This is a genomic window from Mycobacterium sp. SMC-2, from assembly GCF_025263485.1.
In the GTDB taxonomy this organism is placed as follows: Bacteria; Actinomycetota; Actinomycetes; order Mycobacteriales; family Mycobacteriaceae; genus Mycobacterium.
This window is the reverse complement of record NZ_CP079863.1, coordinates 1,972,536-1,991,409: the sequence shown is the minus strand read 5'-3', so window position 1 is coordinate 1,991,409 and position 18,874 is coordinate 1,972,536. Positions and strand designations below refer to the sequence as shown.

The following is an 18,874-nucleotide window of genomic DNA, read 5'->3' as shown; positions in this document are numbered from 1 at the left end:
GCTATCATGTACGTAGATAACGGCTGTATTTCTTCCAAAGCCGCTATCGGCGAAATGTGCGTGCACAGCTGGCCCGCCCAAATTGAGCAGGGGCCCGCGACTCGGCGACGTATTCGGAGTCGGCACTCGTGCGCGCGTGACCGCGACAGAGAAACACCGACACATACCGATATGTCACCGAAAGGCTTACCACCCACGCATGAGCACACTCACCAGCACAACTGAATTGACTTTTGCCGGCCTCGGCGTCCGCGACGAAATCGTGCGCGCCCTCGCGGAAAAGGGCATTGAGCGCCCCTTCGCGATCCAGGAACTCACCCTGCCGCTGGCGCTCGCCGGCGACGATCTGATCGGCCAGGCCCGCACCGGCATGGGCAAGACCTTCGCTTTCGGCGTGCCGCTGCTGCAGCGCATCACGGCCGGCAGCGACGCTCGCCCGCTCAACGGCACACCACGGGCCCTGATCGTGGTGCCGACCCGCGAGCTGTGCCTGCAGGTCCACGGTGACCTCTCCACCGCGGCCCAGTACCTCAAGGCCGAGGGCGATCGTCCGCTGAGCGTCGTCTCCATCTATGGCGGCCGTCCCTACGAGCCGCAGATCGAGGCGCTGCGCGCCGGCGCCGACGTCGTGGTGGGCACCCCCGGCCGGCTGCTCGATTTGAGCCAGCAGGGCCACCTGCAGCTCGGCGGGCTGTCGGTCCTGGTGCTCGACGAGGCCGACGAGATGCTCGACCTGGGCTTTTTGCCCGACATCGAGCGCATCCTGCGCCAAATCCCCGTCGACCGGCAGTCGATGCTGTTCTCGGCCACCATGCCGGACCCGATCATCACGCTGGCCCGCACCTTCATGAACCAGCCCACCCACATTCGCGCGGAGGCGCCGCACTCGGCGGCGACGCACGACACCACCGAGCAATTCGTCTACCGCGCGCACGCCCTGGACAAGGTGGAGCTGGTGAGCCGGGTGCTGCAGGCCGAGGGCCGCGGCGCGACGATGATCTTCACCCGCACCAAGCGCACCGCGCAGAAAGTCGCCGACGAGCTCGCCGAGCGGGGCTTCAAGGTCGGGGCCGTGCACGGGGACCTCGGGCAGATCGCGCGTGAGAAGGCCCTCAAGGCCTTCCGGTCCGGGGACATCGACGTGCTGGTGGCCACCGACGTCGCCGCGCGCGGCATCGACATCGACGACGTCACCCACGTCATCAACTACCAGATCCCCGAGGACGAACAGGCCTACGTGCACCGCATCGGCCGCACCGGCCGCGCCGGCAAGACCGGTGTCGCGGTCACCCTGGTGGACTGGGACGAGCTGCCCCGCTGGTCGATGATCGACAAGGCGCTGGGCCTGAACTGCCCCGAGCCCGCCGAGACCTACTCGAACTCGCCGCACCTCTACGAAGAGCTGGGCATCCCCGCCGGGGCGGGCGGCGGCGTCGGCACGCCGAAGAAGTCGCAGGGCCAACGCCGCACCGGCGAACGTGAGGGCCAGAAGGCGGAACGGTCCGCGCGTAGCCGCTCCGGCGCGCCGCGGCGGCGCACCCGCGGCGGCCAGCCCGTCACCGGACACCCCGGCGGGAACGGCGCGGCCGGCACCGCCAACGGCGAAGCCGCCGCGGAGGCACCGGGCAAATCCGGGACACCCCGGCGCCGCCGCCGACGCCGCAAGCCCGCCGAAGCCGGCGCGCAGGCCAACTGAGCCGCGCGCCGACGGATGGTCAGACCCGAACGCCGGACCAAGGGCGACGTCCTGGCCGCCGTGGCGATCGCTGTCGTCGTCGCCGTCGTCGCGTCGCTGGTCTGGTGGACCAGCGACGCGAGGGCCACCATCAGCCGGCCGGCCGCCGTCGCGGCAACTAACCCGAACCCGGCCCGACAGGTGCCCGCCACGCTCAAAGAGCTCTGGACCGCGGCCAGTCCCGCCACCACCGCACCCGTGGCGGTCGGCGGGACCGTCGTCACCGGCGACGGCCGACGCGTCGACGGGCGCGACCCGGACTCGGGCCAGTCCCGCTGGAGCTACCAGCGCGGCAGCGACCTGTGTGGGGTCTCCTGGATCTACCACTTCGCCGTCGCCGTGTTTTCCGACGACCGCGGGTGCGGGCAGGTGAGCACGCTCGACGGGTCCACGGGTCGCCGCGGGCCGGCCCGCAGCGGCTACGCCGACCCGCACATCCAGCTGTCCTCCGACGGCACGACCGTGTTGTCGGCCGGCGACACCCGGCTGGAACTCTGGCGCTCGGACATGGTCCGGATGGTGGCCTACGGCGAGACCGACGCCCGGGTGAAGCCCTCGGCGCGCGGGCTGAATTCCGGCTGCAAGCTGGTCTCGGCGGCGGCCAGCTCGTCGGCGGTTTCGGCGCTGGAGAGCTGCGTGAACCAGGCCGACCTGCGGCTGGTGCTGCTGCGGCCGGGCAAGGACGACGACGAACCCCAGCAACGCATCGTGGCCGAACCCGGGGTCACGGCGGACTCGGGCGCCCGGGTGCTCACCGTGTGGGAGACCAACACGGCGGTGTACCTGCCCTCGCCGCAGCCCCGGGTGGACGTGATCGACGAGACCGGCACCACCGTGTCGAGCATCCTGCTGCCCAAACGGCCGTCGGGCCCGGGGGCGGTCTCGCACGCGGGCAGCGTGATCACTTGGTGGACAGGCGATTCCGTCATGGCTTTCCAGACGCCCAACCTGGCGCTGCGCTACACCATCGCCGCCGGCGACAGGACCGCGCCGCTGGGGCCGGGCGCGATGATGGCCGGCCGCCTGCTGGTGCCGGTGACCGGCGCGATCGGGGTCTACGACCCGGTCAGCGGCGCCAACGAGCGCTACATCCCGGTGAACCGGGCGCCGAGCGACCGCGCGGTCGTCTTGGCCGTCGCGGGTTCGCGGGTGTTCGAGCAGCGGGGCGACAGCGTGGTGGCCCTGGGCTGACGTCGCGTGTGCGCTCAGGGCATCGCGTGTGCGCTCAGGGCGGTGACACGCCGATGCGCCGCGCCGTAGGCGCACGCTCAAAGCCGTAGGCGCACGCTCAAAGCCGTAGGCGCACGCTCAAAGCCGTTAGGCGCACGCTCGAAGCCGCACGCGCACGCTCGAACGGGCTAGACCTCGACGGCGAACGTCGGCAGCGGCTTGCCGGTCTTCCAGTGCTTGAGCAGCGCCTTCGCCAGGTCGGCGTAGGCCGACGCGCCCTTGTTCTTGCGCCCGGCCATCACCGACGAGCCCGAGGCGCTGGCCTCGGCGAAACGCACGGTGCGCGGAATCGGCGGAGCCAGCACCGGCATGTTGTAGCGGTCGGCGACGTCCAGCAACACGTCGCGGGTGTGGGTGGTCCGCGAGTCGTACAGCGTCGGCAACGCGCCCAGCAGCCGCAGCTCCGGGTTGGTGATCTGCTGGACGTCGGCGACGGTGCGCAGGAACTGGCCGACACCGCGGTGCGCGAGCGTCTCGCATTGCAGGGGCACGATCACCTCGTCGGCGGCGGTCAGCCCGTTGAGGGTGAGCACGCCCAGCGACGGCGGACAGTCGATGATGACCACGTCGAAGTCGTCGGAGAGCTTGGCCAGCGCGCGTTTGAGCGCATATTCGCGGCCGGCGCGCATCAGCAGCATCGCCTCGGCTCCCGCCAGGTCGATGTTGGCGGGCAGCAGGGTCATCCCCTCCATCGTGGTGACCAGCGCGGCGTTGGGCTCGACGTCACCGAGCAGCACCTCGTGCACCGACACCGGGAGTTTGTCGGGATCGTGGCCGAGCGAGAAGGTCAAACAGCCCTGCGGATCCAGGTCGACCAGCAGCACCCGTTGGCCCTCGTCCACCATCGCCGCGCCCAGGGAGGCGACCGTCGTCGTCTTGGCGACGCCGCCCTTCTGGTTGGCCACCGCCAATACCCGGGCCTTAGCCATAGGCGCGGCTCTCCCCTCTGCATGGTCGCCATGGGTCAACAGTGCCCATCCTGGCACGTTCGCTCGCCGCGCGCTGCGGGCAGTGACTCGAGCGGGGCCCCGGCATGTCGTCCGGCAGAATCGGTCGATATGGGCTTGCACAACCACCGCTTGGTCCTGCTCCGCCACGGCGAGACGGAGTGGTCGAAATCCGGCCGGCACACGGGTCGCACCGACCTCGAGCTCACCGACACCGGCCGCGTCCAGGCCGAGCTCGCCGGCCGTGTCCTGCGCGAGCTGAACCTGGCGGACCCGTTGGTGGTCAGCAGCCCGCGCATACGCGCCCTAACCACAGCCAAGCTGGCCGGGCTCGCCGTCGACGAGGTCTCTGCACTGCTGGCCGAGTGGGATTACGGTTCCTACGAGGGATTGACCACCCCGCAGATCCACGAATCGGTTCCCGATTGGCTGGTCTGGACGAACGGCTGCCCCGGCGGCGAGAGCGTGGCGCAGGTGAGCGACCGGGCCGACCGCGCCGTGGCGTTCGCGCTGGAGCACATGAGCTCGCGAGACGTGGTGTTCGTGGGCCACAGCCACTTCTCCCGCTCGGTCATCACCCGCTGGGTGGAGCTGCCGCTCGTCGAGGGCAGCCGGTTCTGGATGCTGGCCGGCTCCATCGCCGTATGCGGCTTCGAGCATGGCGTGCGACAGCTCGCCGCGCTCGGATTGACCAGCCAGCCACAGGCGATCAAGCCCGGGTGAGCGCCCAGCCGCCGTTCGCGCTGTGCGGACCTAAGCAAACCCTGGTCGCCGAGGGGGTGCGGGCGCGCTACCGCGAAGTGGCAGCGGCGCAAGACGCCCTGCGGTCGGCGTCGTCGCCAATAGTGTTGGGCGCGTTACCTTTTGACGTCAATCGGCCCGCGGCGCTGCTGACACCGGGCGCCGTGCGCCGCAGCGACGCGCCGCCGGACTGGCCGACTGGCCCGCTGCCCCGGGTGCGGGTCGCCGCCGCCGACCCTGCACCGTCCGACTACCGGTGCCGCGTCAGCCGGGCACGCGATCGGCTGAGGGCGCCGGACAGCCCGCTGCGCAAGGTGGTGTTGTCCCGCGCGCTAAGGCTGGTCGCCGACGCTCCCCTGGACGCCCGCGTCATCCTGCGCCGGCTCATCGCCGCGGACCCGGCCGCATACGGCTACCTGGTCGACCTGACCGCCGCCGGCGATGACTACGCGGGCGTGGCGCTGGTGGGCGCCAGCCCGGAGCTGCTGGTGGCGCGCTCCGGGGACCGTGTCACGTGCCGGCCGTTCGCCGGTTCGGCACCCCGCGCGGCCGACCCGGATGTCGACGCCGCCAACGGCGCCGCGCTGGCCGGTTCCGCCAAGGACCGGCACGAGCATCAGCTGGTGATCGAGACCATCCGGACCGCCCTGGAGCCGCTGTGCGACGAGTTGACGATCGCGGCCGAACCCGAGTTGAGCCGCACCGCGGCGGTGTGGCACCTATGCACCCCCATCGACGGCCGGCTCCGCGGCACCTCAACCACCGCAATCGATCTGGCCCTGGCGCTGCATCCCACCCCGGCGGTGGGCGGGGTGCCGACCAAGGCCGCGCTCGAGCTCATCGCCGAGATGGACGGCGACCGCGGCTTCTACGCGGGGACGGTGGGCTGGTGCGACGCGCGGGGCGACGGATGCTGGGTGGTGTCCATCCGGTGTGCGCAGCTGTCGGCGGACCGCCGCACCGCGCTCGCCCGCTCCGGTGGCGGTATTGTCGCCGAATCCGACCCCGATGAGGAAGTCGCGGAAACGACGACGAAATTCGCCACCATCCTCACCGCATTGGACGTCGAGCAATGACCATTCGCCGCGCCACGCCACAAGACGCCGCCGCGATTACCGCAATGATTCGCGCACTGGCCGAATTCGAAAACGCCGCGGACCAATGCACGGTCACCGAAAAACAAATTACCGCAGCGCTTTTCGGTGCGACCCCGACGGTGTACGGGCACATAGCGGACGTCGGCGGCGAGGTCGCCGGGATGGCGCTGTGGTTTCTCAACTTCTCCACGTGGGACGGCGTGGCAGGCGTCTACGTAGAAGACCTGTTCGTACGGCCGGAGTTCCGCCGTCGCGGCCTGGCCCGCGCGCTGCTGGCGACGCTGGCGGCCGAATGCCTCGACAGCGGCTACACCCGGTTGTCGTGGGCGGTGCTGAACTGGAACGCCGACGCCATCGCGCTGTACGACGGCGTCGGCGGCCAACCGCAGCCCGAGTGGACCACCTATCGGCTGTCCGGGCCCCGGTTGGCCGAGTTGGCGGAGTCGCGCTGATCGCCACCGGCGGCCCAGCGCACGCCCGCGGGGCTGAACAGCAGGCCCAGCGCGGTCAGCGCTACGACGCCGGCCGGAATCCCGAAGGCCGGCTGATGCGAGCTCACCGCGAGGTACCAAGCCACCGGCAGTAACAGCAGCTGGGTGATGACGGCCAGCCCGCGCCCCCAGCGCCTGCCGAGGACGAGTGCGCGTCCGGCGGCCAGCACCGCCGCCCCGGCCAGGGCGAAGAAGACGGCCGTGCCCAAACCGTTGACCACGCGCTGGTCGGTCCCGGCAATGCCGCGCACGGCCAGCACCGCCGCCATGACCAGCGCGGCCACCCCCTGCGCCACCACGAGGAGCCCGGCGCCGCGCACGGCGGCCGGCGCGCTGCCCGGGTTGTGGCGGAAGACTGTCACCCGCGTCAGCGTAGTCACCCGCCGGCCGGCCGGGAGTTCCCCACAGCGCGGCCTTAACCGGCGCGCATAAGCTCGTGCCTCATGCGCGCCGTGCTGATCGTCAACCCCACAGCCACCTCCACCACCCCGGCCGGTCGCGACCTGCTGGCGCACGCGCTCAAGAGCCGCCTGCAACTCACCGTGGAACACACCAACCACCGCGGCCACGGCACCGAACTCGCGGAGAAGGCGGTCGCGGACGGCGTCGACCTGGTTGTGGTGCACGGCGGCGACGGCACGGTCAGCGGAGTGGTCAACGGCCTGCTCGGCCGCCCCGGATCGGTACCGACGGGTCCCGTGCCGGCGCTCGCGGTGGTTCCCGGGGGTTCGGCGAATGTGCTGGCGCGGTCGCTGGGTATCTCCCCCGACCCGGTGGCCGCCACCAACCAGCTCATCCAGCTGCTCGACGACTACCGCCACCACCAGACCTGGCGCCGCATCGGGCTGATCGACTGCGGGGAGCGGTGGGCCGTGTTCAACACGGGGATGGGGGTCGACGCCGAGGTGGTCGCCGCGGTCGAGGCCGAACGCGACAAGGGCGGCAAGGTCACCGCGTGGCGCTACATCCGCGCGGCCGTGCCCGCAGTGTGGGGCTACACGCGCCGCGAACCGATGCTGCAGCTCGAACTGCCCGGCCGCGAACCGATCCCGGGGGTGAGCTTCGTGTTCGTCTCCAACTCCAGCCCATGGACGTTCGCCAACAACCGGCCGGTATGGACCAATCCCGGCTGCACGTTCGAGACGGGGCTGGGCGTGTTCGCGCCCACCAGCATGAAAACAATCCCCACCCTGCGCATCGTGCGGCAGATGTTCGCCAAACGGCCCAAGTTCGCGTTCGACCACCTCATCACCGAAGACGACGTGCCCTGCTTGCGGGTCACCTCGACCGGGGGCCCGGTTGCCTGCCAGTTCGATGGCGACTACCTCGGCGTGCGCGAAAGCATGACTTTCCGGGCGGTCCCGGATGCGCTGGCCGTGGTCGCGCCTCCCCGAAAAAATCCCCTCTGAGCTGCGATAACGAAGAGCGTCCGGGCCAGGCGGCGAAAACTCTCCCGGGGTCGGGACGCGAGTGTAGTACAACGGTGTAATGGCCCGGCTACGGGACGATCAAAGTGAGATTGCCCACGAGCGAACTCACGCTATTGACTTCTGTTGGGCCTGTGAAACGATCAAAAGGTTGCATGCAGAAATTTGATAGGGGTACGGACCCTTTTCTTGTGCACGCGTTAACAGCCGAAGAAATTGGCCGTGCGCCTTGCTGCGCACTCAGTGAGGAGTAACAACTTATGGATTGGCGCCACAAGGCGGTCTGTCGGGACGAGGACCCGGAGCTGTTCTTCCCGGTAGGGAACAGCGGCCCGGCGCTCACGCAGATCGCTGACGCGAAACTGGTCTGCAATCGGTGCCCGGTGACCACGGACTGCCTCTCTTGGGCCCTGAATACCGGCCAGGACTCGGGCGTCTGGGGCGGCATGAGTGAAGACGAGCGGCGCGCACTCAAGCGTCGCAACGCCCGGACGAAGGCCCGTAGCGGAGTCTGACTCGGTTAGACCACACAGTGCGGCCCCGACGAAAGTCGGGGCCGCACTGTTGTGTTCGCTGTCCACCTACAACACCAGCCGGGTCCGCCGGCCGATCGGCACCCGCAGCACCACGTCGGTGCCGCGGGCCGGGGCTTGCCGCATGGCCAGCGTGCCGTCGAGTTCGGCCGACACCAACGTCCGCACGATCTGCAGACCGAGGCTGTCGGACGTCTCCAGGCTGAAGCCTTGCGGCAGCCCGCGGCCGTCGTCGTGGACCACGACGTCGAGCCAGCGCGCCGAACGCTCGGCGCGAATGGTCACCGAGCCGCCCCCGCGAGCGGGGGGACCCCCACCTCCGGCCGGGTCGAATGCGTGCTCGATCGCGTTTTGAACCAGTTCGGTGATCACCATGATCAGGGCCGTCGCCCGGTCGGAGTCCAGCACGCCCAGGTCCCCGACCCGGTTGATCCGGATCGGCCGGTCCACCGACGCCACGTCGTTCATGATCGGCAGGATCCGGTCGATGACCTCGTCGAGGTTGACCTGCTCGTCGACCGACATCGACAGGGCGTCGTGCACCAACGCGATGGACGAGACCCGGCGCACCGACTCGATCAGGGCTTCGCGCCCCTCGGCGTTGGCCGTTCGGCGGGCCTGCAGGCGCAACAGCGCCGCCACCGTTTGCAGGTTGTTCTTCACCCGATGGTGGATCTCGCGGATGGTGGCGTCCTTGGAGATCAGGGCCCGGTCGCGGCGCTTCACCTCGGTGACGTCGCGGATCAGCACCGCGGCACCGGCGCTGGCGCCGTCGACCACCAGCGGCAGCGTCCGCAGCAGCACTGTCGCGCCGCCGGCGTCGATCTCCATCCGCATGCTCCGCCCACCGGCCAGCAGGTCGAGCACGTGTTCGGCCAGTTCCTGCGCCTCGAATGGGTCGGAGACCAGCGGCCGCGTCACCTTGACCAGGTTGCGGCCCTCCAGCTCGGTGGTCAGGCCCATCCGGTGGTAGGCCGACACCGCGTTGGGGCTGGCGTAGGTGACGACGCCGTTGACGTCCAACCGGATGAAGCCGTCGCCCGCCCGCGGGGTGGACCGCGACATGACCACGTCGCCCACGTCGGGGAAGGTGCCCTCGGCGAGCATGTGCACGAGATCGGTGGCGCAGTCCCGGTAGGCCGTCTCCAGCTGCCCGGACGCGCGGTCGGCCGCGACGGCGGTTTGATGCCGGGTCAGCACGGCTACCACCCGGCTGCCGTAGCGCACCGGGTACGCCTCGACGTGCGGGCCTGGCAGCCACGAATCCCCTTGTCTCGCAAGGCCGTCCCGCTGGGCGGTGCCGGACTCGAAGGTCTCCGCGACGAGCGGCAGCCGGTCGGCGGGCACGACGCTGCCCACCGAGTCGGTGAGCAGCACCGTGGGCGCGGTGTTCGGCCGGCACTGCGCCACACACACGAACGTGCCGTCGTCGCGGCGAACCCACATCAGGTAGTCGGCGAACGACAGGTCCGCCAGCAGCTGCCACTCCCCCACCACGGCGTGCAGGTGGTCCACCGCGTTGCCCGGCAGCACGGTGTGTTCGGCAAGCAGATCACCGAGAGTCGACATCACTCACTCCCCGGGCCATTCCCCGGCAGCAGACAGGACGGATCCAACGGCTAGCTGATCACAGCAATCAGGTCGCCGGCCTGGATGACATCGCCCACCGAGACGCTCACCTTGCTGATGGTGCCGTCCACCTCGGCCAGGACGGGAATCTCCATCTTCATCGACTCCAGCAGCACCACGACGTCGCCCTTGCCGATCTGGTCACCCTCGGTCACCACGACTTCGAGCACGCTGGCGACGATCTCGGCGCGAACATCCTCGGCCATCTTCACCCCACTCATTCGGCCATTGCGCAGGCTGGCTGCTGGTCCATCAAGCTTCTCGTCGAGCTCAGGTATATCGAACCACAGGACGGCTTCCTACCGCGGCGCACGGGCCGTTGTCGCCGCGCCCGACTTCCGTGAGAGACTGTGCGGCAGGCTCACGGGCGCCGGGCGCCCGGATCGCAGACCAATCACTGGAGGTTCGACCATGGCCAAACGGGGCCGTAAGAAGCGCGACCGCAAGCACAGCAAAGCCAACCACGGCAAGCGGCCCAACGCCTGAGGACCGCTACTGCGTACCCCGGATGATGGTGGTCCGGCGGATCTCCAGCCGTAGCCGCTCGCGCAGGCCCTCGGGGGCCTTCTCGCCTCGGCACTTGTTGGCGATCAACGCCTTGATCCGCTCCTCGAGGCCGTAATGCTTGAAGCAACCGGGACACGCCTCAAGGTGGCGGCGCAGCTGGTCCCGCGACTCCGGCGTGCATTCACCGTCGAGCAGCAGCCAGACCTGGCGGATCACCTCGGCACAGCCGACGGCGCCGTGGTCGTCGTCGTTGGGGCACGTGTCGCCGGGGCCGGAAATCTCGCTCATGACGACACCTCCTCGTGCGCTTGGTGGCCGCGGTTGAAGCCCCGCTCTTTGGCCACGTCAGCCAACAGCCCACGCAGTTGACGTCTGCCGCGGTGCAGCCGTGACATTACCGTCCCGATGGGCGTATCCATGATCTCGGCGATTTCCTTGTATGGGAATCCCTCGACATCGGCGTAGTAGACGGCCATCCGGAATTCTTCCGGCAACTCCTGCAGCGCTTCCTTGATCTCGTCGTCGGGCAGCGCCTCGAGCGCCTCGACCTCGGCCGAGCGCAGACCGGTGGACGAGTGCTCGGCGTTGGACGCCAGCTGCCAGTCGGTGATCTCCTCGGTGGGGTACTCGGCCGGCTGGCGTTGCCTCTTGCGGTAGCTGTTGATGTAGGTGTTGGTCAGAATCCGGTACAGCCACGCCTTGAGGTTGGTGCCCGCCCGGAAGGACCGGAACCCCGCGTAGGCCTTCACCATGGTCTCCTGCAGCAGGTCCTCCGCGTCGGCGGGATTGCGCGTCATGCGCAGCGCACCGCCATAGAGCTGGTCCAGCAGCGGAATCGCGTCGCGCTCGAAGCGCGCCATCAGCTCCGCATCGGTCTCCTGCGGGCCGGGGTCGGCAATCTCCTGTGCTGTCGCGCCGTCGGTGTCGGCCATGTCGATTTCCCCGGTCCCTTCTGCTGCGGTGTCACCGGACAGCACTGAAAGCGCCACCGGGCTTGCCAGCAAACAAGCCAACTGCTCGGCACCCATTGGACGGTCCAACAGGCTCGTCGCCGCTGACACTAAACCGCTCCTCCCAATCTAGAGGCTGCCACCGACACTGTCTGCCCGGGTGCGCCCAGTTAACTCCTGCAGAACGATTGCTTTAACAGCGTGGGCCGACGTGCTATTTCCGGCGGAATCCGTGGCCCGATCCGGGCGAGCGCGGCAGGACGTTAATGTGGCGCCATGTCCCTGAATGGCAAGACCATGTTCATCTCCGGAGCCAGCCGCGGCATCGGCCTGGCGATCGCCAAGCGCGCGGCCCAAGACGGCGCCAACATCGCCCTGATCGCCAAGACCGCCGAGCCCCACCCGAAGCTGCCGGGCACGGTGTACACCGCGGCGAAGGAGCTCGAGGAAGCCGGCGGGCAGGCCCTGCCGATCGTCGGGGACGTCCGCGACCCGGAGTCCGTCGAGTCCGCGGTGGCCAAGACCGTCGAGCAGTTCGGCGGCATCGACATCTGCGTCAACAACGCGTCGGCGATCAACCTCGGGTCCATCACCGAGGTGCCGATGAAGCGGTTCGACCTGATGAACGGCATCCAGGTGCGCGGCACGTACGCGGTGTCGCAGGCCTGCATCCCGCACCTGCAGGCCGCGAAGAACCCGCACATCCTGACGCTGTCGCCGCCCGTGCTGCTCGGCAAGGAGTGGCTGAAGCCGACCGCGTACATGATGGCCAAGTTCGGCATGACGCTGTGTGCGCTGGGCATCGCCGAGGAGATGCGCGAGGCGGGCATCGCGTCGAACACCCTGTGGCCGCGCACTCTGGTGGCCACCGCCGCGGTGCAGAACCTGCTCGGCGGGGACGAGGCGATGGCCCGTGCCCGCAAGCCGGAGGTGTACTCCGACGCGGCCTACGTCATCCTCAACAAGCCCGCCCGCGAATACACCGGCAACACCCTGCTGTGCGAGGACGTGCTGCTGGAGTCCGGCGTCACCGACCTGTCGGTCTACAACTGCGTGCCGGGCGGGCAGCTCGGCGTCGACTTCTGGGTGGACGGCGTCAACCCACCGGGGTACACGGGTCCGTAAAAGCGGGGCTTAGCCGCGCGAATGTGGCGCCGTCGCGAAAACCGGGCCGATTCTTCGCCCTGGCGTTACGCTCGCGCCATGACGACGAAGCGATCCCGCGCCGCGACGATTGTCGCCGCCGGTGTGCTGGCTTTCTCCGGACTGATGACGGCCGGCGTGGGCGTCGGCCACGCCGACACGATCCAGACCGAGGGCAACTACCCGACCCGCGCGGCCTGCCAGGACGCCGGCCCGGGCGTGAAGGCCTCGACCCCGGGAAACTGGAACAACTTCTGGTGCGTCCCGGACCGCAACGTCAACGGCAACTGGAAGCTGGTTTTGAGCAACTGAGCCTCAGAGCAGCTTGGCCTGCTCGGGCTCCGGTTCGGCCGGCTCGATCAACTGCGGCCCGTTGTTGCGGACGTTGTTGACCAGCGTCGAGACCTCGCGCATGCGAATGCCGCGCACGTCGGGCGGGGCGGTGAGGAGCTTTTCGTCGGCCGGGGCGTCCGGGTCCAGCCAGCGGTCCCACTCCCGCTCGGGCACGACCAGCGGCATGCGGTCATGGATCTCGGCCAGCTCGCCGGGTGCGTCGGTGGTGATGATCGTGCAACTCAGCAGCGGCGGACCGTCTTTGGCCGGTTTCCAAACCGACCACAGCCCCGCCATGAACAGCGGCTCGCCGTCCTCGCGGTACATGAAGAACGGTGTCTTGCGGGACTTCTTGCCGACCGCCGCGTCGGGGTTGACGCGCCATTCGTAGTAGCCGTCCATCGGGATCAGGCACCGCTTCGACTTGGCGCTCGACCGGAACGCGGGCGAGGTGGTGACCTTGTCCGCGCGGGCGTTGATCAGTATCGGGCCCTTCGTCTCGGGCGCCCCGTCGGACCCGGCCTTGGCCCACGGGGGCACCAGGCCCCAGCGCATGAGCCGCACCCGACGGGTGGGCTCGTCGTCCGGGTCGGTGTGCCGGCTCACGACGGTCGCGATGGTCGAGGTGGGCGCCACGTTGTAGTTGGGCGCCCCGGCGCTCTCCGAGGCGCCCGTGGCCTCGTCGATGGCCTTGATCTTCTGGGCCAGCAGCGCCGGATCCGTGGTGACCGCGAACCGTCCACACATACCTTCCATGGTGGCAGAGCCACGCACTCCCATTGGTGGCAGAGCCACGCACTCCCATTGGTGGCAGAACGCGGCGACACGCAATGATGGACCGGTGAGCATGTGGACGGCCCCCAGCGCGCCGAAACCGGTGCGCGCGACGGTGACCGTTCCGGGCTCGAAGTCGCAGACCAACCGCGCGCTGGTGCTGGCCGCCCTGGCCGCCGCGCAGGGCCACGGCACGCCGACCATCAGCGGGGCGCTGCGCAGCCGGGACACCAACCTGATGATCGGCGCGCTGCGCACCCTGGGCCTGCGCGTCGACGGCGCCGGGTCCGAGCTGACGGTCGGCGGCCGGATCGCCCCCGCCCCCGGGGCGCGCGTGGATTGCGGCCTGGCCGGCACGGTGCTGCGCTTCGTCCCGCCGCTGGCGGCGCTGGCCGAAACGGTGGTCGAGTTCGACGGGGACGAGCAGGCCCGCGCGCGGCCCATCGCACCGCTGCTGGATGCCCTGCGCGGCCTGGGCGTGCCGATCGAGGGTGACGGCCTGCCCTTCCGGGTGCACGGCAGCGGGTCGGTCACCGGCGGCACCGTGGACATCGACGCCTCCGCGTCGTCGCAATTCGTGTCCGGGCTGCTGCTGTGCGCAGCATCGTTCACGGAGGGACTGACCGTGCGGCACACCGGTGCGACGCTGCCGTCGGCGCCGCACATCGCCATGACGGTGGTGATGCTGCGCGAGGCCGGGATCGACGTCGACGACTCGGTTCGCAACGTTTGGCGGGTGCGCCCCGGCCCGGTCGCGGCCCGGCACTGGGAGGTCGAACCGGATCTGACCAACGCCGTTCCCTTCCTGGCGGCGGCCGTGGTCAGCGGCGGAACGGTGCGCATCACCGGCTGGCCGGCGGTCAGCGTGCAACCGGCCGAGAACATCTTGGCCGTACTTGCCAAGCTGAATACCGTTGTCACCCGAGGTGATTCGTACCTCGAGGTGCAGGGGTCCGCGGAATACGACGGTTTCGATGTCGACCTGCGCGCCGTCGGCGAGCTGACCCCGTCGGTGGCGGCGCTGGCCGCGCTCGCGACGCCGGGGTCGGTGTCGCGCCTGTCCGGCATCGGCCACCTGCGCGGCCACGAGACCGACCGGCTCGCCGCGCTGCGCACCGAGATCAACAACCTCGGCGGCGACTGCACCGAGACGCCCGACGGCCTGGTGATCACCGCGACACCGCTGCGGCCCGGCGTCTGGCGGGCCTATGCCGACCACCGGATGGCGATGGCCGGCGCGATCGTTGGGCTGCGGGTGGCCGGGGTCGTCGTGGACGACATCGGCTCCACCTCCAAGACGCTGCCGGAGTTTCCGCAGCTGTGGGCGCAGATGCTGGAGTCCGATGACGATGCGGGCCGCGCGAGCGGCCCGAGGAGGAGTCGGACAATCAAGCCGGAGTCCGATATTTGAGGCCCGGCGATTACGACGAGTCCGACGTCAAGGTCCGCTCCGGCAGGGGCTCGCGACCGCGCACCAAGACTCGCCCCGAGCACGCCGACGCCGAGGCGGCGATGGTGGTCAGCGTCGACCGGGGCCGCTGGGGATGCGTGCTGGGCGGCGACCCCGGACGCCGGGTCACCGCCATGCGGGCGCGCGAACTGGGCCGCACCCCGATCGTGGTCGGCGACGAGGTCGACGTGGTCGGCGACCTGTCCGGGCGGCCGGACACCCTGGCCCGCATCGTCCGGCGCGCGGAGCGCCGAACGGTGTTGCGGCGCACTGCCGATGACACCGACCCGACCGAACGGGTGGTGGTCGCCAACGCCGATCAGCTGCTGATCGTGGTGGCGCTGGCCGACCCGCCACCGCGCACCGGCCTGGTCGACCGGGCGCTGATCGCCGCGTATGCCGGCGGACTGACCCCGATCCTGTGCCTGACCAAGACCGACCTCGCCCCGCCGGAACCGTTCGCCGAGCACTTCGTGGACCTAGACCTGACGGTGGTCGCCGCCGGCGTCGACGATCCCCTGCTGGCCGTGGCCGACCTGTTGGCCGGCAAGATCACCGTGCTGCTCGGGCATTCCGGCGTCGGCAAATCAACACTGGTGAATCGCCTTGTGCCCGAGGCGGATCGGGCCGTCGGCGAGGTGACGGAGATCGGCAGGGGGCGGCACACCTCGACCCAATCGGTGGCGCTCCCATTGGAAGGATCCGGCTGGGTGATCGACACCCCGGGAATCCGCTCGTTCGGATTGGCGCACATCGAGCCCGATGACGTGCTGATGGCCTTCTCGGACCTGGCCGAGGCGATCGAGGACTGCCCGCGCGGCTGCGGGCACATGGGCCCACCGGCCGACCCCGAATGCGCGCTGGACACGTTGTCCGGCCCCGCCGTCCGCCGCGTGGCCGCGGCCCGCCGGCTGCTGGCCGCGCTCAACCAGGCTTAACTTCCCCGCCGAGCGTCCGTGTCTGTACAGCAACACGCCGTGCCAGGCGTACACTTGCGGTCGCTCGGGGCGAGCCGGGCGCTCAACCAGGCTTAGCCAGCCGCATGCCGAGCTCGGCGGGCGGTACCTTATGCCCTCGCGTGCAACGTATTTGGACCTCGGCGTCGGCGCCGCACCCGAGATGGGTCAGGCGGAGGCGGTGACGGCCGGGCAGGTGGCGCCGGCCCCACTCGAACATCGCCCACACCACCGGCATGAAGTCGAGGCCGGCCTCGGTGAGCACGTATTCCTCACGGCGGCGCTGCCCCGGCTCGTGGTACGGCTGCCGCTTCAGCAGCCCCAGCTCGACGAGCTCGGACAGCCGGGCCGAGGTGGCGGCCTTGGTGATACCCACCCGGCGGGCGAAGTCATCGAAGCGCGTGGTGCCGTAGTACGCCTCGCGCATGATCAGCATCGCGGATTTGGTGCCCACCAGCGCCATCGTTTTCTCGATCGCGCACTCGCCCACGGCCGACCACGCGTCGCGGTCGGCGAGCGGTCCCTGCAGCAGTGTCACGCACATCACCTCCCCATCTGGGTTGCATTAAGCATACCTAGGTGTTTAGCTGGGTATAGAGATATGTACTCAGAGGCGAGGAGAAGCCATGAACCGCGATGCCGTCATCGTCGGAGCCGTCCGCACCCCCATCGGCAAGGGCAAGCCCAGCGGCGCTCTGCACGGCGTGCTGCCCGCCGACCTGCTGGCGCACAGCCTGCGTGAACTGGTGGCGCGCACCGGCGTCGACCCGGCGCACATCGACGACGTCATCGCCGGCGCCGTCGCCCAGGTCGGCGACCAGGCGGTCAACATCGCCCGCAACGCGCTGCTGGGCGCCGGATTCCCCGAGTCGGTTCCCGGCGTCACGATCGACCGGCAGTGCGGCAGCAGCCAGCAGGCCATCAGCTTCGCCGCCCAGGGGGTGCTCGCCGGCGCCTACGACCTCGTCATCGCCGCCGGTGTGGAATCGATGGGCCGTGTCCCGATGGGAACCTCGGTGCTGCCGGGCAGTAACCCCTTCGGCCAGGACATGACGCGGCGCTATCCCGAAGGCCTGGTGCCGCAAGGCATCAGCGCCGAACTCATCGCCGCGAAGTGGGGCCTCTCGCGCACCCAGCTCGACGAGTTCTCGGCCGGCAGCCACGACAAGGCCGCCCGCGCCACCAAGGACGGGCTGTTCGACAACGAGCTGATCCCGATCGCCGGGCTGGCCACCGACGAGTTCATCCGGCCCGGCACCACGGTCGAGACGCTGGCCGGGCTGCAGCCCGCGTTCTACAGCGAAGCGATGAAAGCCCGTTTCCCGCAGATCAATTGGTCGATCACCGCGGGCAACTCCTCACCGCTCTCCGACGGCAGCGCCGCCGTGTTGATCACCACCAGCGAGACCGCCAAGAACCTCGGCCTGCGCCCGCTGGCCCGCATCCACACCACGACCGCGGTGGGTTCGGACCCGCTCTACATGCTGACCGGGGTCATCCCGGCCACCGAAAAGGTGCTGCGGCGCGCCGGGCTGACGCTGGCCGACATCGACCTGTTCGAGGTCAACGAGGCGTTCGCGCCCGTCGTCCTGGCGTGGGCCAAGGACACCGGAGCCGATCTGGCCAAGACCAACGTCAACGGCGGCGCCATTGCGATCGGTCACCCGTTGGGCGCCAGCGGCGCCCGCATCATGGCCACGCTGGTCAACGCGCTCGAGCAGCGTGGCGGGCGGTACGGGCTGCAGACGATGTGCGAGGGCGGCGGCATGGCCAACGCGACCATCATCGAGCGGTTGGGCTAGCGAGCAGGAGGCATAGACAATGTCGTCTCACACGATCTCGAAAATATTCGTCATCGGTGGCACCGGAGCCCAAGGCATTCCCGTCATCCGTGCCCTTGTCGCCGACAAGAAGTATTCCGTTCGATTCCTCAGCCGCGATTCCGCCTCCCGACGAGCCAAGGACCTCCTCGCCCTCGAGAATGTCTCCGTGCTGGAAGGCTCGTTCGCCGACGAAGCGACCCTGCGGGAAGGATTCCGCGGTTGTGACGCGGCATTCGTCAATATTGACGGGTTCAACAGCGGTGAGAAATCCGAGATGTATTGGGCCATCCGCAGTTACGAGATAGCCATCGAAGAAGGAATCAAATTCTTCGTCTATGGAAACCTCGACTACGGGCTCAAAAAGTCAGGATATGACTCTCGATTCCGCACCGGCCATTATGACGGCAAGGGCCGGGTGGGTGAGTGGATCCTGTTCCAGAATCAAGCCAATGGTGATCGGATGGGAGCCGCGGTCTTCACGTCGGGCCCCTACATCGAGATGGTGATCTCACCCGGGACACCCATGTCGCCTACCGTCGAAGACGGCGTCTTGACGTGGCGGGTCCCGCTCGGTGCGGGAGCTGTGCCCCATGTGGCTCTTGATGATTGCGGATATTATGTCCGTTGGCTTTTCGACCATCCCGAGCGCGCGAACGGCATCAATCTCGAAGTCGCTATCGACCATATCGCCTATGCGGATCTTGCCGCGGCGTTTGAGAAGGTCACCGGACATCCGGCACGCTACATCGACACCGATCTGGACATCTACTGGCGCGACGGTCCCCTCAGTCGAATCGCGGACATGCCGGCCGGGTACAACGCGGACCCAAACGACAAGAGCACCATGAACGTCCGCGACAACTTCACGGGATTCTGGAATCTGTGGAAGTACGGGGTCGTCAAACGCGATTACGAGCTGCTCGATGAGATTCACCCGAATCGGATCAGGACTGCGCAGGAGTGGTTCCGGAGGGAGGACCGGTTAGGGAAAGCGCTGGGGAAGGGCGGCCTTTGGGAGAGGGTTCAACCGGGCAACGCGACGCCGATCCTGAAGATTGGCGAAGATATGAGGACAGGGGCGTTGTAGGCCGCGCGCTATCGGTCCTGA

General features: G+C 69.1%; 22 protein-coding genes. 14 read left to right on the top strand and 8 right to left on the bottom strand.

Going from position 1 to position 18,874, the window contains the following annotated elements; all coding sequences use genetic code 11:
• Nucleotides 1–199 precede the first annotated feature (199 nt).
• Both KXD96_RS09440 and KXD96_RS09435 read left to right on the top strand, forming a co-directional pair.
• Nucleotides 200–1,696: a DEAD/DEAH box helicase gene (locus KXD96_RS09440; RefSeq protein WP_260744324.1), complete on the top strand. Its 1,497-nt coding sequence runs from the start codon at nt 200–202 to the stop codon at nt 1,694–1,696.
• Nucleotides 1,697–1,711: 15 nt separating this feature from the next.
• Nucleotides 1,712–2,926, top strand: a complete 1,215-nt coding sequence (locus tag KXD96_RS09435; protein ID WP_260744323.1) for a hypothetical protein — start codon at nt 1,712–1,714, stop codon at nt 2,924–2,926.
• A gap of 167 nt (nt 2,927–3,093) precedes the next feature.
• On the opposite strand, the gene KXD96_RS09430 is transcribed toward KXD96_RS09435, so the two are convergent.
• Nucleotides 3,094–3,894: a ParA family protein gene (locus tag KXD96_RS09430; RefSeq protein WP_260744322.1), complete on the bottom strand. Its 801-nt coding sequence runs from the start codon at nt 3,892–3,894 to the stop codon at nt 3,094–3,096.
• 129 nt (nt 3,895–4,023) lie between these two features.
• Between KXD96_RS09430 and KXD96_RS09425 the strand changes: the two genes are divergently transcribed.
• From KXD96_RS09425 to KXD96_RS09415, 3 genes are read left to right on the top strand one after another with little or no spacing between them, the layout of a single operon-like run.
• Complete coding sequence (locus tag KXD96_RS09425) at nt 4,024–4,635, top strand: acid phosphatase (protein ID WP_260744321.1); 612 nt, start codon at nt 4,024–4,026, stop codon at nt 4,633–4,635.
• Nucleotides 4,632–5,729, top strand: coding sequence for an isochorismate synthase MenF (locus KXD96_RS09420; RefSeq protein WP_260744320.1), 1,098 nt, complete (start codon nt 4,632–4,634; stop codon nt 5,727–5,729). Before KXD96_RS09425 ends, KXD96_RS09420 begins: the two co-directional genes overlap by 4 nt.
• Nucleotides 5,726–6,202 carry a GNAT family N-acetyltransferase gene (locus KXD96_RS09415; RefSeq protein WP_260744319.1) on the top strand — a complete coding sequence of 159 codons (477 nt, stop codon included), beginning with the start codon at nt 5,726–5,728 and terminating at the stop codon, nt 6,200–6,202. Before KXD96_RS09420 ends, KXD96_RS09415 begins: the two co-directional genes overlap by 4 nt.
• Here the strand turns inward: KXD96_RS09415 and KXD96_RS09410 are convergent.
• Nucleotides 6,154–6,603: a hypothetical protein gene (locus tag KXD96_RS09410; protein WP_260744318.1), complete on the bottom strand. Its 450-nt coding sequence runs from the start codon at nt 6,601–6,603 to the stop codon at nt 6,154–6,156. The two genes, KXD96_RS09415 and KXD96_RS09410, sit on opposite strands and share 49 nt — an antisense overlap.
• Before the next feature lie 81 nt (nt 6,604–6,684).
• Here KXD96_RS09410 and KXD96_RS09405 point away from each other — a divergent pair, with 81 nt between their 5' ends.
• Both KXD96_RS09405 and whiB1 read left to right on the top strand, forming a co-directional pair.
• Nucleotides 6,685–7,650 (top strand): diacylglycerol kinase family protein, encoded by a 966-nt coding sequence (locus KXD96_RS09405; protein ID WP_260744317.1) that lies wholly within the window; start codon nt 6,685–6,687, stop codon nt 7,648–7,650.
• Between the two features lie 278 nt (nt 7,651–7,928).
• Nucleotides 7,929–8,183, top strand: a complete 255-nt coding sequence (gene whiB1, locus KXD96_RS09400; RefSeq protein ID WP_260744316.1) for a transcriptional regulator WhiB1 — start codon at nt 7,929–7,931, stop codon at nt 8,181–8,183.
• A gap of 66 nt (nt 8,184–8,249) precedes the next feature.
• On the opposite strand, the gene KXD96_RS09395 is transcribed toward whiB1, so the two are convergent.
• Both KXD96_RS09395 and KXD96_RS09390 read right to left on the bottom strand, forming a co-directional pair.
• A complete protein-coding gene (locus KXD96_RS09395; protein ID WP_260744315.1) occupies nt 8,250–9,770 on the bottom strand; it encodes a sensor histidine kinase in 1,521 nt (506 codons plus the stop codon).
• 50 nt (nt 9,771–9,820) lie between these two features.
• A complete protein-coding gene (locus tag KXD96_RS09390; protein WP_260745293.1) occupies nt 9,821–10,036 on the bottom strand; it encodes a biotin/lipoyl-binding carrier protein in 216 nt (71 codons plus the stop codon).
• Nucleotides 10,037–10,241: 205 nt separating this feature from the next.
• Here KXD96_RS09390 and KXD96_RS28755 point away from each other — a divergent pair, with 205 nt between their 5' ends.
• Complete coding sequence (locus KXD96_RS28755) at nt 10,242–10,316, top strand: 50S ribosomal protein bL37 (RefSeq protein ID WP_011728008.1); 75 nt, start codon at nt 10,242–10,244, stop codon at nt 10,314–10,316.
• 6 nt (nt 10,317–10,322) lie between these two features.
• Here the strand turns inward: KXD96_RS28755 and rsrA are convergent, their stop codons facing one another.
• Together rsrA and KXD96_RS09380 are read right to left on the bottom strand one after the other, a co-directional pair.
• The gene (gene rsrA, locus KXD96_RS09385) at nt 10,323–10,625 is read right to left on the bottom strand and encodes a mycothiol system anti-sigma-R factor (RefSeq protein ID WP_260744314.1); all 303 of its coding nucleotides are present in this window, start codon (nt 10,623–10,625) and stop codon (nt 10,323–10,325) included.
• Nucleotides 10,622–11,269 carry a sigma-70 family RNA polymerase sigma factor gene (locus KXD96_RS09380; RefSeq protein WP_260744313.1) on the bottom strand — a complete coding sequence of 216 codons (648 nt, stop codon included), beginning with the start codon at nt 11,267–11,269 and terminating at the stop codon, nt 10,622–10,624. Before KXD96_RS09380 ends, rsrA begins: the two co-directional genes overlap by 4 nt.
• 294 nt (nt 11,270–11,563) lie before the next feature.
• Between KXD96_RS09380 and KXD96_RS09375 the strand changes: the two genes are divergently transcribed.
• Together KXD96_RS09375 and KXD96_RS09370 are read left to right on the top strand one after the other, a co-directional pair.
• Nucleotides 11,564–12,412, top strand: a complete 849-nt coding sequence (locus tag KXD96_RS09375) for an NAD(P)-dependent oxidoreductase (protein WP_260744312.1) — start codon at nt 11,564–11,566, stop codon at nt 12,410–12,412.
• A 78-nt stretch (nt 12,413–12,490) separates the two neighbouring features.
• On the top strand, nt 12,491–12,742 hold the full coding sequence (locus KXD96_RS09370; protein ID WP_260744311.1) for a hypothetical protein: 252 nt from the start codon (nt 12,491–12,493) through the stop codon (nt 12,740–12,742).
• 3 nt (nt 12,743–12,745) lie between these two features.
• Here the strand turns inward: KXD96_RS09370 and KXD96_RS09365 are convergent, their stop codons facing one another.
• Nucleotides 12,746–13,510, bottom strand: coding sequence for an SOS response-associated peptidase (locus KXD96_RS09365; RefSeq protein ID WP_260744310.1), 765 nt, complete (start codon nt 13,508–13,510; stop codon nt 12,746–12,748).
• 94 nt (nt 13,511–13,604) lie between these two features.
• Between KXD96_RS09365 and aroA the strand changes: the two genes are divergently transcribed.
• Together aroA and rsgA are read left to right on the top strand one after the other, a co-directional pair.
• Entirely contained in the window at nt 13,605–14,948 is a 1,344-nt protein-coding gene (gene aroA / locus KXD96_RS09360; RefSeq protein ID WP_260744309.1) for a 3-phosphoshikimate 1-carboxyvinyltransferase, read from the top strand.
• A complete protein-coding gene (gene rsgA / locus KXD96_RS09355; RefSeq protein WP_260744308.1) occupies nt 14,945–15,925 on the top strand; it encodes a ribosome small subunit-dependent GTPase A in 981 nt (326 codons plus the stop codon). The genes aroA and rsgA overlap by 4 nt, the downstream gene beginning before the upstream one ends.
• Nucleotides 15,926–16,007: 82 nt before the next feature.
• Here rsgA and KXD96_RS09350 read toward each other — a convergent pair whose 3' ends face one another.
• Nucleotides 16,008–16,481: a helix-turn-helix domain-containing protein gene (locus KXD96_RS09350; RefSeq protein ID WP_260744307.1), complete on the bottom strand. Its 474-nt coding sequence runs from the start codon at nt 16,479–16,481 to the stop codon at nt 16,008–16,010.
• Nucleotides 16,482–16,569: 88 nt separating this feature from the next.
• On the opposite strand from KXD96_RS09350, the gene KXD96_RS09345 reads away from it, so the two are divergent.
• Together KXD96_RS09345 and KXD96_RS09340 are read left to right on the top strand one after the other, a co-directional pair.
• Nucleotides 16,570–17,745 (top strand): acetyl-CoA C-acyltransferase, encoded by a 1,176-nt coding sequence (locus KXD96_RS09345; RefSeq protein WP_260744306.1) that lies wholly within the window; start codon nt 16,570–16,572, stop codon nt 17,743–17,745.
• 19 nt (nt 17,746–17,764) lie between these two features.
• A complete protein-coding gene (locus KXD96_RS09340) occupies nt 17,765–18,853 on the top strand; it encodes an NmrA family NAD(P)-binding protein (protein WP_260744305.1) in 1,089 nt (362 codons plus the stop codon).
• Nucleotides 18,854–18,874 lie beyond the last annotated feature (21 nt).